17 protein-coding genes are annotated in these 14739 nt (G+C 74.0%); 11 read left to right on the top strand and 6 right to left on the bottom strand.

What is annotated here, in order from left to right; genetic code table 11:
- Positions 1-111: 111 nt before the first annotated feature.
- Positions 112-711 (bottom strand): TetR/AcrR family transcriptional regulator, encoded by a 600-nt coding sequence (locus tag ACME2J_RS04350; protein WP_495543650.1) that lies wholly within the window; start codon positions 709-711, stop codon positions 112-114.
- 45 nt (positions 712-756) lie between these two features.
- Between ACME2J_RS04350 and ACME2J_RS04345 the strand changes: the two genes are divergently transcribed.
- Genes ACME2J_RS04345 through ACME2J_RS04330 form a run of 4 tightly spaced genes read left to right on the top strand, consistent with a single transcriptional unit; the run spans position 757 to position 3634 of the window.
- On the top strand, positions 757-1707 hold the full coding sequence (locus ACME2J_RS04345; protein ID WP_495543649.1) for a hypothetical protein: 951 nt from the start codon (positions 757-759) through the stop codon (positions 1705-1707).
- A complete protein-coding gene (locus ACME2J_RS04340; RefSeq protein WP_495543648.1) occupies positions 1704-2039 on the top strand; it encodes a hypothetical protein in 336 nt (111 codons plus the stop codon). The genes ACME2J_RS04345 and ACME2J_RS04340 overlap by 4 nt, the downstream gene beginning before the upstream one ends.
- A 24-nt stretch (positions 2040-2063) precedes the next feature.
- Positions 2064-2501, top strand: coding sequence for an acyl-CoA thioesterase (locus ACME2J_RS04335; RefSeq protein WP_495543647.1), 438 nt, complete (start codon positions 2064-2066; stop codon positions 2499-2501).
- Between the two features lie 32 nt (positions 2502-2533).
- A complete protein-coding gene (locus ACME2J_RS04330; protein ID WP_495543652.1) occupies positions 2534-3634 on the top strand; it encodes a zinc-dependent alcohol dehydrogenase family protein in 1101 nt (366 codons plus the stop codon).
- A gap of 4 nt (positions 3635-3638) precedes the next feature.
- On the opposite strand, the gene ACME2J_RS04325 is transcribed toward ACME2J_RS04330, so the two are convergent.
- Positions 3639-4814: a mechanosensitive ion channel family protein gene (locus ACME2J_RS04325; protein ID WP_495543646.1), complete on the bottom strand. Its 1176-nt coding sequence runs from the start codon at positions 4812-4814 to the stop codon at positions 3639-3641.
- 171 nt (positions 4815-4985) lie between these two features.
- On the opposite strand from ACME2J_RS04325, the gene ACME2J_RS04320 reads away from it, so the two are divergent.
- The 7 genes from ACME2J_RS04320 (at position 4986) to ACME2J_RS04290 (ending at position 10156) form a co-directional block, all read left to right on the top strand.
- Positions 4986-6137: an alkane 1-monooxygenase gene (locus ACME2J_RS04320; RefSeq protein ID WP_495543651.1), complete on the top strand. Its 1152-nt coding sequence runs from the start codon at positions 4986-4988 to the stop codon at positions 6135-6137.
- A complete protein-coding gene (locus ACME2J_RS04315; RefSeq protein WP_495543645.1) occupies positions 6134-6301 on the top strand; it encodes a rubredoxin in 168 nt (55 codons plus the stop codon). The genes ACME2J_RS04320 and ACME2J_RS04315 overlap by 4 nt, the downstream gene beginning before the upstream one ends.
- Positions 6298-6891: a TetR/AcrR family transcriptional regulator gene (locus ACME2J_RS04310; protein WP_495543644.1), complete on the top strand. Its 594-nt coding sequence runs from the start codon at positions 6298-6300 to the stop codon at positions 6889-6891. Before ACME2J_RS04315 ends, ACME2J_RS04310 begins: the two co-directional genes overlap by 4 nt.
- A gap of 48 nt (positions 6892-6939) precedes the next feature.
- Positions 6940-7137: a hypothetical protein gene (locus ACME2J_RS04305; RefSeq protein ID WP_495543643.1), complete on the top strand. Its 198-nt coding sequence runs from the start codon at positions 6940-6942 to the stop codon at positions 7135-7137.
- Entirely contained in the window at positions 7134-7289 is a 156-nt protein-coding gene (locus tag ACME2J_RS04300) for a diguanylate cyclase domain-containing protein (RefSeq protein ID WP_495543642.1), read from the top strand. Before ACME2J_RS04305 ends, ACME2J_RS04300 begins: the two co-directional genes overlap by 4 nt.
- Positions 7290-7407: 118 nt before the next feature.
- Entirely contained in the window at positions 7408-9228 is a 1821-nt protein-coding gene (locus tag ACME2J_RS04295; RefSeq protein WP_495543641.1) for an AMP-binding protein, read from the top strand.
- A 1-nt stretch (position 9229) separates the two neighbouring features.
- A complete protein-coding gene (locus ACME2J_RS04290) occupies positions 9230-10156 on the top strand; it encodes an alpha/beta hydrolase (protein ID WP_495543640.1) in 927 nt (308 codons plus the stop codon).
- A 152-nt stretch (positions 10157-10308) separates the two neighbouring features.
- On the opposite strand, the gene ACME2J_RS04285 is transcribed toward ACME2J_RS04290, so the two are convergent.
- The 4 genes from ACME2J_RS04285 to ACME2J_RS04270 form a co-directional block, all read right to left on the bottom strand.
- A complete protein-coding gene (locus tag ACME2J_RS04285) occupies positions 10309-11613 on the bottom strand; it encodes a lipase family alpha/beta hydrolase (protein WP_495543639.1) in 1305 nt (434 codons plus the stop codon).
- 128 nt (positions 11614-11741) lie between these two features.
- Entirely contained in the window at positions 11742-12281 is a 540-nt protein-coding gene (locus ACME2J_RS04280) for a DUF4333 domain-containing protein (RefSeq protein ID WP_495543638.1), read from the bottom strand.
- A gap of 100 nt (positions 12282-12381) precedes the next feature.
- A complete protein-coding gene (locus ACME2J_RS04275; RefSeq protein ID WP_495543637.1) occupies positions 12382-13671 on the bottom strand; it encodes a LuxR C-terminal-related transcriptional regulator in 1290 nt (429 codons plus the stop codon).
- A gap of 79 nt (positions 13672-13750) precedes the next feature.
- Positions 13751-14512, bottom strand: coding sequence for an enoyl-CoA hydratase/isomerase family protein (locus tag ACME2J_RS04270; RefSeq protein WP_495543636.1), 762 nt, complete (start codon positions 14510-14512; stop codon positions 13751-13753).
- Positions 14513-14739: the final 227 nt, after the last annotated feature.

Raw genomic sequence — 14739 nt, 5'->3', positions numbered from 1 at the left:
AGCACGGCGGTCGCCGCGGCGACCTCCGCCGGCGGCGCGCCGGCGGCCGCGAGCGCGAGGAGGGCCGCGGAGAGCGCGCGGGCCGCGCGGTCCGGGAGCGAGCCGGGTCGGTCAGGCATGGGTGAGGCGCTCCATGAGCCGTGTGACGAGGCCGCGCACCGCCCGGCCGCGGTCGCGCCGCTCGAGGAGGACGAGCTGGTTGAGCGCGAGGCCGTCGGTCGCGGCGACGAGCACCGGGGCGTCGGCCGCGGGGTCGGGCGAGCCGGCGGCCTCGAGGACGAGGCGGGCGAGCTCGAGGCCGGCGTTCGTCCACGCGGCGTACGCGGCGCGGAGCTCCGGCCGGTGGACCGCCTCGAGCTGGAGGTGGTAGCGGGCGAGCGAGGCCGGGGCACGCGAGGGCTCGACCTGCTCGAGCACCCACGCGGTGAGCTCGGCGGTCCAGTCGACCGTCGCCGGGTCGCGCGCGGTGAGCTCGGAGACGCGCGCGCGGATCCGCTCCTCCTCGAGCGCGGCGGCGTGCCTGAGCGCCTCCAGGAGCATCTCCTCGCGCGACGCGAAGTAGTACGTCGTCGAGCCGAGGGGGACGCCGGCCTCGGCGGCGACGGCGCGGTGGCTCGCCGCCGCGGCGCCGTCGCGGGCGATGACCCGCAGCGTCGCGTCGAGGAGGGCCGTGCGCCGGTCGGCGCCCCGGGTCGTCGCTGTCGTCGCCACACCCGCAATGTACACGAGTACATGTACTGTGGTACAAGTTGCCCGATGACGGCGATCGCCCTCGACGAGCCCCGCGCTGTCCGCGCGCCGCGCGACGCCGGCCTCTACGAGTCGCACTACCTCAAGGCGACCGACCCCGCGGGCGGCCGCGCGGTGTGGCTGCGCCACACGGTCATGAAGCGGCCCGGCGACGAGGCCCGCACGACCGTGTGGCTCACGTGGTTCGACCGCGGCCGCGACGCGCCGGTCGCACGACGGGTCACCGAGGAGGCGCCGGCCGCCGACCCCGGTGGCGGCTGGTCGCGCGGGGCCCTCGGGTCGTTCGGCCCGGAGGGGGCCGAGGGGTCGCTCGACGGCGTCGCCTGGGCCCTGCGCTGGGACGCCGGCGCCGCCGCGGCGGTCCCCTACCTCCCGTCCCGCCGGCTCTACGACCGCCCGGTCCCGCGCTCCAACGGGGTCGCCCTCCATCCCGACGGGAGGGTGAGCGGCACGCTCACGGTCGAGGGCGAGGAGATCGCGCTCGACGCCTGGCCAGGCATGATCGGCCACAACTGGGGCGCCGACCACGCCGCCCGCTGGTCGTGGATCCACGGCGCGGGGCTCGGCCCCTCCCGCGCGAGCTGGGTCGACCTCGCGCTCGCGCGCATCGAGATCGCCGGGCGTCTCACCCCGTGGCTCGGCGCCGGCGCCGTCGTGCTCGACGGCGGACGGCGCAGCGTGAGCCTGCGCGGCGCCTCGCTCGACGTCGACGGCGACCGCGTCGTCGCTCGCGCGCGGGTCTCGGGCGGCGCGCGCCTGCTCGTCGACGCGCGCCTCGCCCCGCAGGCGACCGTCGCCTGGGACTACGACGGCCCGGACGGCGGCCGGCGCGACGTCCGCAACTGCTCCGTCGCCGACGCGACCCTCGTCCTCGAGGGCCGGGCGACGACGACCGTCGAGGTCGACGGCGCGCTCGCCGTCGAGGTCGGCGGCCCCCCGACCCCGGAGACACCATGAGCTTCCTCCTCGATCCGCCCCTCCTCCTCACCGCCGGTGCGACGATCGAGCGCCTCGACGTCGACGACCGCACCGCCGACGCGCTCGCGCTCGCGACCGCGGCCACCTTCGTCGGCGTCTCGACGCTCCTCTACCTCCGCGCGCCCGTCCCGGGGCTCGGGCTCATCTGGAAGCCCTTCCGGACGAAGGACTCGCGCGACTTCATGCTCGGGTCGGGCGTGCGCTCGTTCGCCGACCACGAGGCCGGTCCGCGGACGCATGCGATCGCGGCGGCGATCCTCGCGACGTACCCGGCGTGGCTCGCCCTCGGGCGGCGCCTCGGCCGTCGCTGAGGGCCGGTGTGGTGTGATGCGCGGGTGAGCGACGCCCCCGCCCCGCCTGCGCCCGGCGACTACCCGCACCACGTCACGATCACGACGCGGTGGCAGGACAACGACGTCTACGGGCACGTCAACAACGCCGAGTACTACTCGTACGTCGACACCGTCATCAACCGCTTCCTCATCGAGCGGGGCGGGCTCGACATCCACGGCGGCGAGGCCATCGGGCTGTGCGCGGAGTCCGGGTGCCGGTTCCTCGCGGCCATCGCGTATCCCGCCGACGTCGACGGGGGACTGCGCGTCGCGCACCTCGGCCGCTCGAGCGTCCGCTACGAGGTCGGTCTCTTCGAGGCCGCCACGGGGCAGCCGCTCGCCGACGCCTCCTTCGTCCACGTCTTCGTGGACCGGCGGACGCGCCGTCCGGTCCCGATGCCCGGCGGCGTCCGCGCCGCGCTCGAGGAGATCGCGACGTGACCGGCTCCGTCCGCGCCGCCGTCCTCGCGGAGATGGGCCGCCCCGCGCCGTACGCGGAGTCTCGGCCGCTCGAGGTGACGCCGCTCGCCCTCGCGGACCCGGGTCCCGGCGAGGTCCGGGTCCGCGTCCGCGCCGCCGGGCTCTGCCACTCCGACCTCTCCGTCATCGACGGCTCCCGCCCCCGCGTCATGCCGATGGCGCTCGGGCACGAGGCCGCGGGCGAGGTCGAGGAGGTCGGCCCGGGCGTGACGTCCCTGGGGCCGGGCGACCACGTCGTCCTCGCGTTCGTGCCGGTCTGCGGGAGCTGCGACCCGTGTCGCGCCGGCCGAGCGGCGCTCTGCGAGCCGGGCGCGGCCGCGAACGCCGCCGGGACGCTCCTCGCGGGCGGGCGCCGTTGGAGCCGGCCCGACGGCTCGGAGGTCCACCACCACCTCGGCGTCTCGGCGTTCGCCGAGCGCATCGTCGTGAGCGAGCGCTCGTGCGTCCGCGTCGATGACGACCTGCCGTTTGAGATCGCGGCCCTCTTCGGCTGCGCCGTCCTCACCGGGGTCGGCGCCGTCGTCAACTCCGCCGCGGTGCGGCCCGGCGACTCCGTCGCGATCCTGGGGCTCGGCGGGGTCGGGCTCGCCGCGCTTCTCGGCGCCGTCGTCTCCGGTGCGCGTGCCATCGTCGCGGTCGACCGCGTGCCCGAGAAGCTCGCCCTCGCGGCCGAGCTCGGCGCGACCGACGTCGTCGACGCCTCGGCCGGCGACCCCGTCGCCGCGATCCGCGAGCTCACCGGCGGCGGCCCGGACCACGCGATCGAGACGGTCGGCAGCGCGGACGTCCTCGCCCAGGCGTACGCGGCGACGCGTCGCGGCGGCCAGACGGTGACCGTCGGCCTCCCGCACCCGGAGCGGATGCTCACGATCCCCGCCGTGTCGCTCGTCGCCGAGGAGCGCGTCCTGCGCGGCAGCTACCTCGGGTCGTGCGTCCCCGCGCGCGACATCCCGCGGTTCGTCGCGCTGCACCGCGCGGGGCGCCTGCCGGTCGAGCGGCTCCTCACGCACCGTCTCACGCTCGACGACCTCAACGAGGGCTTCGACCGGCTCGCGCGGGGCGAGGGCGTGCGGCAGGTCGTCGTCCTCGACTGACGGCTCAGGCCTCGCCGTCGTCGCACGCGTCGTCGGGTCGCGCCGGAGGCTCCGCCTCGCCCGATCGCCGGGGACGCGGCTTCGCGGCCGTCGCCTCGCTCGTCCGCGCGGGCGCGGTGGGCGCGTGCCCGTTGTCGCCGTGGTCGTCCCGGCGGTGCCACACCGTCTGCTGCGGGAACGGGATCTCGATGCCCGACGCGTCGAAGGCGTCCTTGATCGCCTCGCGGAGCCGGCGGCTCACCGCCCACTGCCGGGACGGCGTCGTCTTCACGACCATGCGGATCGTGACGCCGCTCGCGCCGAGCGCCTCGACGCCCCACACCTCGGGCTGCTCGAGGATCTCGGGGTCCTGCTTCCACTGCTGGTCGGCGACCTCCTGCATGACCGCGCGGGCACGCTCGATGTCGGTGTCGTAGGCGACCTCGATGTCGAGGAGCGAGCGCGACCAGTGCTGGCTCTGGTTGCCGACGCGGCGGATCTCGCCGTTGGGCACGTGCCAGACCGTCCCGTCGACCGAGCGCATCCGCGTCGTGCGCAGCGAGATCGCCTCGACGGTGCCCGAGGTCTCGTTGTCGAGGTTGACGACGTCGCCGACGCCGTACTGGTCCTCGATGAGGATGAAGATGCCGGAGAGGAAGTCCTGGACGAGCTTCTGCGAGCCGAAGCCCAGCGCGACGCCGAGGACGCCGGCGCCGGCGAGGAGGGGGCCGAGGTTGACCCCCATCCGTCCGAGGATCATGAACCCTGCGATGAGGAAGATGACGAACGACGCGATGCTGCGCATGACGCCGCTCAGGGCGTCGATCCGCTGCTCCGCCCGCAGCGAGGTCTCCTGCGTCTCGAGGAGCGCGTCGGGCGTGCGCTTGCGGACCGCGGAGCCGACCTTCTCGGTGACGCCGCCCGCGCCGAGGCTCCGCAGGCCGCCCTTGATCGCCCGCCGCACGATGCGGTTGACGACGAGGGCGCCGATCAGGATCGCGATGATCGCGAGCGGCAGGCCGATGAGGGTGTCGGCGAGGTCCGCGAGCGTGCGGTTCTCGGTGAGGTCGTAGATCTCCCGGCACCAGAAGCTGGGCTCTTCTCCGCAGGTACGACGGATCTGCTCGGGGGTGACCTCCGCGAGCGGGACCGACAGCGGGAGGTGCGAGAGCAGACCGGGGGACAGTCCGGTGAGGCTCATGCGTTCGACGCCTTCCCTCGCGATCGGGGGACGAAACGAGGCCATCGTACTCGCCCCGCGCTCTTTGGCGCGCCGCCGTTTGCTTGACACGGACGGCGTTCATGTCCAGAATCGCGACACGACAGTGGCCTGTGTCAAGCAACGAGAGGAGACGGCGTGGCGACGACCGCGATGACCCATGAGGAGCCGCTGAGCGCGGCGTGGACAGATCCGAAGCGCTATCTGTGGCTGCTCGGGCTCGTCGTCCCGGTCGTGCCGTTCATCGGCTGGGGGCTCGCCTCCGCCCTCGATCTCGGCGTCTTCTACTGGCTCGGCCCGTTCATCGTCTACGGCGTCATCCCCGTCGCCGACCGCCTCATCGGCAAGGACAGCGCGAACCCGCCGGACAGCGCGATCAAGTGGCTCGAGCAGGACCGCTACTACCGCTGGTGCACCTACCTCTACCTCCCGCTCCAGTACGCCGGCCTCGTCCTCGCGGCGGCGCTGTGGGCCAGCGGGGATCTCTCGCTCCTCGAGGAGCTCGGCCTCGCGCTGACGATCGCGATGGTCGCCGGCATCGGCATCAACACCGCCCACGAGCTCGGCCACAAGCGCGCGTCGATGGAGCGCTGGCTCGCGAAGATCGCCCTCGCGCAGACCGGCTACGGCCACTTCTTCATCGAGCACAACCGCGGCCACCACGTCCGCGTCGCGACGCCCGAGGACCCGGCGAGCTCGCGGCTCGGCGAGAGCTTCTGGCGCTTCCTCCCGCGGACCGTCAAGGGCTCGCTGACGTCGGCGGTCGAGCTCGAGCGCGAGCGTCTCGCGCGCACCGGCGACGGCTTCTGGACGCTGAAGAACGACGTCCTCAACGCCTGGCTCATGACCGTCGTCCTCTTCGGCGCGCTCGTCGCCGTCTTCGGCGTCGGCATCCTCCCGTGGCTCGTCCTCCAGGCGGTCGTCGGCTTCAGCCTCCTCGAGGTCGTCAACTACCTCGAGCACTACGGGCTCTTGCGCCAGAAGCGCGAGGACGGCCGGTACGAGCGCTGCGCGCCCGAGCACTCGTGGAACTCGAACAACGTCGCGTCGAACGTCTTCCTGTACCACCTCCAGCGGCACTCCGACCACCACGCGAACCCGATCCGCCGCTACCAGGCCCTGCGCCACTTCGACGAGGCTCCGGAGCTGCCGTCGGGCTATGCGACGATGATCGTCCTCGCGTACGTCCCGCCGCTGTGGCGCAAGGTGATGGACGAGCGTGTCCTCGAGCACTACGAGGGTGACGTGACGAAGGCGAACATCCACCCCGCGAAGCGCGAGCGCATCCTCGCGAAGCACGCATGAGCGCCTACCGCTGCCCGCTGTGCGACTACACCTACGACGAGGCGACCGGGGAGCCGCGCGAGGGCTTCCCGGCGGGGACGCCGTGGAGCGAGGTGCCCGACGACTGGGGCTGCCCGGACTGCGCGGTGCGGGAGAAGGTCGACTTCGAGCCGGTGACGGAGTGAGGCGCAGCCTCGCGGAGGAGTCGCGCGCGCTCCTGCGGGGGCGTGTGCTCGACGCGACCGGCGACCTCCTCGCCGAGCGCGCGTGGGCGGAGGTCCGCATGGCGGACATCGCGGCGGCGGCCGGCGTGAGTCGCCAGACGCTCTACAACGAGTTCGGTGGCCGGCAGGAGCTCGCCCAGGCCTACGTCCTGCGTGAGGTCGAGTGGTTCCTCGCCGACGTCGAGGGCGCGGTCCTCGCGCACACCGACGACGCCCGCGCCGCGATCGAGGCCGCCTTCGGGGTCTTCCTCCGCGCGGCGGCGGAGCACCCGATCGTCCGGGCGATCCTCGCGGGCGACGGGTCCGACGGGCTCCTCGAGCTCGTGACCACCGGCGGCGGGCCCGTCATCGCGCTCGCGACCGACCGCCTGCGGACGTTCCTCCGCGCGGCGTGGCCGCAGGTCTCCGAGGACGACGCCCACCTCGTCGCCGAGAACGCCGTCCGGCTCGCGATCAGCCACGCCGCCCTCCCCTCCGGTCCGGCCGACGAGACGGCCGCACGGGTCGCGGAGATCTTCGGGCCGCACGTCGAGCGGCTCACCGGCGGGTGAGGAATCCACACCCGGTGCGGCGCAGCGGGTGATGAGACTCGGCGGCCGGTGTCGCAGATCCTCCGCCGCCTCACCACCCGCCTCGTCCTCGGCGTCCTGCCGATGACGGCGAGCGGATCGTCCGCTCGGGCGGGGGGCCCGCCGCTCGTCCGCCCGGGGAACGCGCTCTTCGTGCAGGCCGCGGGCGGTGAGGCCGCGCTCTCATCGCGGAGCGCATCCGCGGCCTCGTCCGCGACCGGCCGGTGACCATCGGCGGCGGGCGCGGGCTTCGCGTGACGGTGTCGGCCGGCTGGAGCGCGTGGCGGGAGGGCGACGGCGCGGACGCGATCCTCGCCCGCGCCCACACCGCGCTCTACGCGGCGAAGGAGGCCGGGCGCGACGCCGTCCGCGCCGGGTGAGCGGCAGGGGGGTGGAAACGCTTCACGGAGACGTGCGAGGATCCCCGACAGGGTGTCAGCAGAGGGCTGGCGCCTCGGCCCGCGTCCAGGACCAACCTTCAGGAGAGAGAGAAACTCGATGTCCACTCCCACGGACTCCCCGACCGTCATTCAGGATCGGCTCGCATCGGCCACGTCGATGTGCGACCTCTTCCAGGCGACCGCCGCCGAGCGCGCGGACGAGATCGCGCTGCGCACGACGGGCGGTGGTCTCGAGATCACCTGGGGCGAGTACGCCGAGCGGGTCGAGCGCCTCGCCGCCGGGCTCGCCCGGCTCGGCGTCGCCCGCGGTGACGCGGTTGCGATCATGATGGTCAACCGCCCCGAGTTCTACGTCGCCGACACCGCGGCCTTCCATCTCGGCGCGACGCCCTTCTCCGTCTACAACACGCTGCCCGCGGAGGAGATCAACTACCTCTTCTCGAACGCCGGGGCGAAGGTCGCGATCTGCGAGGCGCAGTTCGCCGAGCGCGTCATCGAGGCGTCGAAGGGCACGCAGATCGAGACCGTCGTGTGCATCGACGGCCAGCCGGAGGGCACCGTCCCGCTCGCCGACGTCGAGGCCGCGCCCGCCGACGGCTTCGACTTCGAGTCGACGTGGAAGGCGGTCGAGGGCGGTGACGTCCTCACGCTCATCTACACCTCGGGCACGACCGGCCCGCCGAAGGGCGTCGAGCTCACCCACGCGAACATGGTCGCGCAGCTCCGCGGCACGACGGTGATGCTCCCGACGACGATCGGGGGCCGGACGGTGTCGTTCCTCCCGTCCGCGCACATCGCCGATCGCTGGGCCTGCTACTACAACGCGCACACCCTCGGCATCACGATCACGTCGGTCGACGAGCCGACGAAGCTCCTCCAGGCGCTCACCGAGGTCCGCCCGACGTTCTGGGGCGCGGTGCCGCGGATCTGGGAGAAGTTCAAGGCCGCCCTCGACGCGGGCGTCGCGGCCGAGCAGGACCCGGAGCGCAAGGCGGCGATCGAGAAGGCGATCAGCGTCGGCATCGAGCGCTTCCGGCTCATCGAGTCCGGCCAGCCCGTCCCCGAGGAGCTCGAGCAGGCCCACCAGCAGCTCGACGCCGCGGTCCTCTCGAAGCTCCGCGAGAAGATCGGCCTCGACCAGGCCGAGATCATCGTGGTGGGCGCGGCTCCGTCGCCGCGCGACCTCCTCGAGTACTTCTGCGGCATCGGCCTCCCGCTCCTCGAGCTGTGGGGCATGTCCGAGATCAGCTGCTGCGGGACGATCAACCCTCCGGGCGGCGTCCGCATCGGCACGGTCGGCAAGGCGATCCCGGGCGTCGAGGTGGCGCTCGCCGACGACGGCGAGCTCCTCCTGCGCGGCGACACGGTGATGCGCGGGTACCGCAACGAGCCGGCGAAGACGGCCGAGACGATCGACCCCGAGGGGTGGCTGCACACCGGCGACATCGCGCAGATCAGCGACGACGGCTACGTGAAGCTCATCGACCGCAAGAAGGAGCTCATCATCAACGCGGCGGGCAAGAACATGTCGCCGTCGAACATCGAGGCGCACCTCAAGAGCTCGCATGCGCTCGTCGGCCAGGCGATCTGCATCGGCGATGCACGGCCCTACAACGTCGCGCTGCTCGTCCTCGATCCGGACGCCGTCGCGACGTTCGCGAAGCAGCAGGGCCTCGAGGGCGAGGAGGCGACCGCGGCGAGCGTCGGGAAGCGCGACGACGTGAAGGCGGCCATCGCGAAGGCGGTCGAGGAGGCCAACGGCCACCTCGCGCGCGTCGAGCAGATCAAGCGCTTCGCGATCCTCGACGACGAGTGGATGCCGGGCGGCGAGGAGCTCACGCCGACGATGAAGCTCAAGCGCAAGCCCATCGCCGAGAAGTACAAGGACCAGATCGAGGCGCTCTACGCGCAGGTCTGACGTGTCGGACGCGAGCGCCGCTCTGCCCGCCCGCGAGGACGTCGCGTTCTCGGCGGGCGGCGAGCGGATCGCCGCGTGGCTGTACCGGCCGGCGGCGGCCGCCGGTGCGAGCGTCCCGTGCGTCGTCATGGCGCACGGGTTCAGCCTCACCCGCCACGACGGGCTCGCCGGGTACGCGGAGGTCCTCGCCGAGGCGGGCGCCGCCGTCCTCGTCTTCGACCACCGCTACCTCGGCGACTCGGGTGGCGCCCCGCGCCAGCGCTTCCGCATGCGCCGCCAGCTCGAGGACTGGCGCGCAGCGATCTCGACCGCACGCCGGCTCGACGGCGTCGACCCGGACCGGATCGTCCTGTGGGGCTTCTCGTTCAGCGGCGGGCACGTGACGCGGCTCCTCGTCGAGGGGGAGCCGGTCGCCGCCGCCATGGTCCTCTGCCCGTTCGTCGACGGGCTCGCCCGCGTCGTGCGCACCGACCCCCGGACGGTCGCGTGGATCCTTCCGCGCGCGCTCCTCGATGCCGCGGGGCGCCACATGACGATCCCGGTCACCGGCGAGCCGGGGGCGAAGGCGGCGATGACGCTCCCCGGCGAGCGGGACGGGTTCGCCCGCGCGGTCGCCGAGGACTCGCCGTGGCGGAACGCGATCTCGCCGGGCGTGTTCGCGACGGTCGCGCTCCACAGACCCGTCGCGAAGGCGCACACGATCCCCTGCCCCCTGTGGGTGGGGCTGGGCGGCCGGGACGTGAGCGTGCATGGACCGTCGGTCGAGAAGCTCGCCGAGCGCGCGCCGCGCGGCGAGCTGCACCGGTACCCCGAGTACGACCACTTCGATCCGTTCCTCGGTGAGGCGCCGCGGCGCATCGCGGGGGACCAGGTCGAGTTCCTGCGCCGCATCGGCGTCCTCGCCGCGTCGGTCGGCGCGGCCGCGTAGGCGGCGGCGCCGCCGCCCGACGCACCGTGTGGAGGACGGGCGACGCTCCGCGTCGCCGGATCGCCGCACCTCGCCGGGCCTCCCGACGTGTGGAGGACGGGCGACGCTCCGCGTCGCCGGATCGCCACACGCCCGCGGCCGCGGGCGCGCGGTCAGCGGCGGGGCGCGCGCAGCCGCACGGTGCGCGTGACGCGGACCCGCTCGCCGCCGGCGCGCCGGGCGCTGAGCCGCAGCCGGTAGGTGCCCGGCCGGACGCGCACGCCGCGGCGCAGCCTGACCGCGACGCGCCGGGTCTTCGAGACGCGACGCGTGCGCGCCTCGCCGAGGACGCGGGTCCCGGTGCGCGGCTGGAGCCGGAGCCGGACGTCGAGCAGGGGCGCGTCCCCGGGGACGATGCGGACGAGGCCGCGGCGCCGGCGGTCGAGGACGGCGAGCGAGCTCAGCATGCGACCCACGCGCGCGGCCGGGCGGCGCTCGGCCGCGCGGTCGGCGCGCGGCGGCTCGAGCCCGATCTCCGGTGCGTCCGGGGCGCCGAGCACCGTCATCCGCGTGCATCGCAGCGGCCGCGCCCGCTCGGGGGCGAGGGCGTTGAGGACGAGCTGCGCCGCGTTCGGGTCGTAGGCGACCGCGGCGTGCTCGGAGTGGTCCTGGGGGCAGACGTCCTGGAGCACGACGTTGCGGACGTTCGGAGCGTCGAGCAGCCCGCTCGTGTACGGGACGACCAGCTCGTCGTTCTTCGTGACGATCGCCGTGTACTCGATCCCCGGTGCGGCCGGCCCGGCCGCGTTCACGGCGCGCAGGTACGAGGAGCCGCGGACGAACTGGGGGCACGACGCGCAGCCGAGCGTCGCGAACAGCGTGCCGACCTGCGCCTCGGTCGCGGACGAGAACGCCGTGCCGATCGCGAGGAGCTCCCCCGCCCCGGCGAGATTCGTCCCGTCCCACAGCGGCGTGAGCTGGACGTACCGGCGGACCTTCTCCTCACCGCCGAGGAAGTGGATCCACCACCGCGGCATGACCGTCCCCTGCGAGTGGCCGACGAGGTCGACCTCGGTCGAGCCGGTCGCCGCGAGCACGCGGTCGACGAACGCGTCGAGCTCGCGGGCGCTCTCCTCCATCCGCTTCAGCCCGCCGACGTACGGGAAGCCCGCGTGCCGTCCGTAGGTGAGCGCGAAGACGCAGAACCCGTTGTTCTTCAGCAGCGGCCCCATCGTCGCCCAGTTGTCCCCCGCGGTGGCGCCGAGTCCGTGGACGAGCACGACGGCGCGCGACTCGCCGGTCGGCCGGCAGGAGAAGTCGTTCGCGCCCGGGACGTCGTCGGGCGTGGCCCCGCCCTCGATGAGCGCGGAGGGCTCCCAGCGGACGGGCAGCTCGTCCGCGGCGGCGGCCGGCGCGGCGGCGGCGATGGCGGCGGCGACGGCCGCGACGACGGTCGCTAGACGGCGTGTGAACGGCACCTCAGGCTCCTCCCGGGACGGCGACGCGCGAATGCTACAGAAGCGCAGCATTGCCGCGGTCGCACGCCACCGCGGCCACGAGTTCGCATCTCGACAGCCAGATCTGGCTGTCGAGATGCGAAGCGCGGTCAGCGCTCGGGGTCGTCGACCTCGATGTCGAAGCCGCCGGCGCGGTCGGTGAGGCGCAGGGTGGCGCCGAGCCTCGCGCCGTCCGTCGTGACGAGCTCGCACCTCACGGTCTCGCCCTCCGCGACGACGATCCGGTCGGGGCAGGTGAGGCTCGCGAGCGGCTCGCCGACCTCGTCCTCGAGCTGGCGGCGGGCGGCGGTCGCATAGGCGTCCCCGGGCGCGACGGCGCGGACGATCTCCCATCGGTAGCGGATGTCGTCCTGCTCCTCGTCGACGGCCGTCACCTCTCCCGCGAGGACGAGGTCGACGTCGCGGGCGTTGCGGCCCTCGCACGACAGCTCGGCGCCGACCTCGGCGTCGAGGTCCTCGCACGTCAGCTCGGTGAGGGGGATCCCGGTCTGCTCCTCGTACTGCCCGCGGACCTCCTCGGCGAGCTCCTCGCCGTCCGCGCTCGCACCGCCGACGCTCACCTCGGCGTCGCAGCCCGCGAGGACGGCAGCGGCGACGACGACGGCAGGCACGAGGCGACGGATGTCCATGGCGCGAGACGGTAGCCGCTTCTCCGCCACCTCCCCAGCCGCGGTCTGCATCTCGACAGCCGGCGATGGCTGCCGAGGTGCAAACCGGCGGCCCGGGGGGTCAGGCGTCGTGGCCCGCGTCCGCGTGGCGCTCGGCGCCCTCGCGGAAGCTGAGGTGGAGGTACTTCGACACCGCCTCGGCGCGGTTCGCCGCTCGCAGCTTGCGGAGGATGTGCTTCACGTGCGACTTCACGGTCCCCTCGGCGATGACGAGCTGCTGAGCGATCTCGACGTTCGTCGCCCCGCCGGCCATGAGCCCGAGGACCTCCAGCTCGCGGCGCGTGACGAGCGCCTCGATCCGCGACTCCGGGTGGAACATCGCGGCCGCTGAGCGGGCGACGTCGGCCGGGGCGCTGTCGTCCGCCGCCGAGAAGCGGATCTCCGCCTCGGTGAGCGCGCTCACGACGCTGTCCGCGGAGGCGAGGAGGTTGCGCACCTCGTCGCGCTGCGTCCGCAGCCGCTCGAGGAGGACCGCCCGCTCGTAGACGTGCCCGAAGCCCTGGGCGAACGCCCAGACCGTGTCCCGGTCGAGCGAGTCGACGGGGTGGCCGCTGAAGTAGTGATCGCCGTGGACGAACCCGATGACCTGGCCGGCGGGCATGATCGGCGCGCCCACGTAGGAGCGGACGTCCGCGTGCTCGACGAGGGGCCGGTGCGCGAGCGGGTTGCTGAGCGCGTTGTGGACGATCGCCGGCGTCCGGCGCCGCACCATCTCGGTCTCGAGCATGAGGTGGTTGAGCTGCGCGCGATGCTCGTGCCGGCCGAGCTCGACGAACTCCGCCGACCACTCCGGGTCGCCGTCGAAGTACGCGCCCTCGATCGTCCACTCCGATCCCGTCACCCGCGAGAGCACGCCGCGCTCGAGCCCGCACGCCTCGCAGATCGCCTTGGGCGCCTCCGCGAGCAGCGTGCCGAGGTCGCTGATCACGCGCAGCCGCGCGAGCGTCTCCTGGACGCGCACGAAGCTCTCGAGGCGCAGGACGACGCGGCGCTCTCGCAGCCGCCCCCGCATCGCCTCCAGCTCGACGACGAGCTCGGCGAGCGCCGCGAGGCGCTGCGACGCCGTCGAGGACTCATGGAGCTCCTCGATGGCCGTCTCGATCGCGGCGGAGGTCGCCCGCTCGAGCGGGTCGAGCCCGCGCGGGGGCCAGTCGACCTCGGCGTCGCGGTCGATCCCGACCGCCTCCGACGCCCGTTCGAGCACGCGTCGCGCCTCGTCCTCGAGCTCGGTCTGCTCGGGACGCTCGTGCCGCCCGACGAGCAGGCGCTTCCCGCGCGGCTCCCGCCGGCTCGGCGCGTCCCCCGACAGCGCCGCCGCCGGCTCGCTCGGCGATCCCGTCGTCTGCGTCACGGTCTCTCCTCCTCTCCCCGCCCGCGGCCAGGCGGGCCCGCCGCCGACCTTACCCCAGTTCCCGCCGCGCGAGGGCAGCTCACGACGAGAACGCCGGCGCCCGCTTCTCGACGAACGCCGTGACGCCTTCACGCGCGTCGGCGCCTGAGAAGAGGTCGGCGATCTCCGCCAGCTCGGTCGCGCAGCCGGCCGCGAAGTCGTCGTCGAGCGCGGACCGCACGCACCGGCGGATCGCCGCGGTCGCGCTGCGGGGAAAGGCCGCGATCGCCTCCGCGAGCGACGACGCCTCCGCGAGGGGATCGTCGGCGAGCCGGTCGGCGAGGCCCCGGTCGAGCGCCTCCGTCCCCGACATCGACCGCCCGGTGAGCATGAGGTCGAGCGCGCCCGACGGGCCGAGCACGCGGGTGAGCCGCTGGGTCCCCGCCCCGCCGGGGAGGAGCCCCAGCTTCACCTCCGGGACGCCGAGCTGCGCGGCCGGGGACACGACGCGGAGCGTGCAGGCGAGCGCGAGCTCGAGGCCGCCGCCGAGGGCCATGCCGTCGACGACCGCGATCGAGACCTGCGGGAGGCCGGCGACCTTCTCGACCGCCGCGCGCAAGGTCCCGAGGTAGGCGACGAAGCCGTCGCGGTCGCTCGCGGCCATGAGCTTGAGGTCCGCGCCGGCGACGAAGAACCGGGGCACGTCCGAGGTCACGAGGAGGACGCGCGAGGAGCCGGCGGCGATCTCGTCGAGGGCGGCGTCGAGCTCGGCGAGGAGGTCGAGGGCGAGGGCGTTCGCCGGCGGGCTCGCGAGGGCGAGCGTCGTGACGTGGCCGTCGGTCCGGTGGCTGATGAGGGGCATGTCCGCTCCGTCGTCGGGGTCGTCGTAGAGGTGTACGCGAGGTGAATGATCGCTCACGCGGAGGGCGCATCATCGCGCTTCTCGGCGGCCGGCGCGATGTCGTCCCTGCACGCCGATGACTCATGGGTGGCACGTTTTCTCCCCCCAGGAGGCATCGACGCCACGAGGGCGATGAGCGACCGTAGGAATCGCTGATTCGCACGACCGGCGCGTCGCCCGCCAGGGCA

The sequence above is a fragment of the Paraconexibacter sp. genome (assembly GCF_059438195.1).
Note: the sequence above shows the minus strand (reverse complement) of the source record. Positions and strands in the feature narration are given on the sequence as shown.

What these genes read in the sequence shown, in the direction of transcription:
- ACME2J_RS04345 (WP_495543649.1), top strand. Translation starts at nt 757, where the DNA reads ATGACGGCGATCGCCCTCGACGAGCCCCGCGCTGTCCGCGCGCCGCGC.
- ACME2J_RS04280 (WP_495543638.1), bottom strand. Translation starts at nt 12,281, where the DNA reads ATGGACATCCGTCGCCTCGTGCCTGCCGTCGTCGTCGCCGCTGCCGTC.
- ACME2J_RS04330 (WP_495543652.1), top strand. Translation starts at nt 2,534, where the DNA reads ATGGGCCGCCCCGCGCCGTACGCGGAGTCTCGGCCGCTCGAGGTGACG.
- ACME2J_RS04295 (WP_495543641.1), top strand. Translation starts at nt 7,408, where the DNA reads ATGTCCACTCCCACGGACTCCCCGACCGTCATTCAGGATCGGCTCGCA.
- ACME2J_RS04270 (WP_495543636.1), bottom strand. Translation starts at nt 14,512, where the DNA reads ATGCCCCTCATCAGCCACCGGACCGACGGCCACGTCACGACGCTCGCC.
- ACME2J_RS04320 (WP_495543651.1), top strand. Translation starts at nt 4,986, where the DNA reads ATGACCCATGAGGAGCCGCTGAGCGCGGCGTGGACAGATCCGAAGCGC.
- ACME2J_RS04325 (WP_495543646.1), bottom strand. Translation starts at nt 4,814, where the DNA reads ATGAGCCTCACCGGACTGTCCCCCGGTCTGCTCTCGCACCTCCCGCTG.
- ACME2J_RS04340 (WP_495543648.1), top strand. Translation starts at nt 1,704, where the DNA reads ATGAGCTTCCTCCTCGATCCGCCCCTCCTCCTCACCGCCGGTGCGACG.
- ACME2J_RS04315 (WP_495543645.1), top strand. Translation starts at nt 6,134, where the DNA reads ATGAGCGCCTACCGCTGCCCGCTGTGCGACTACACCTACGACGAGGCG.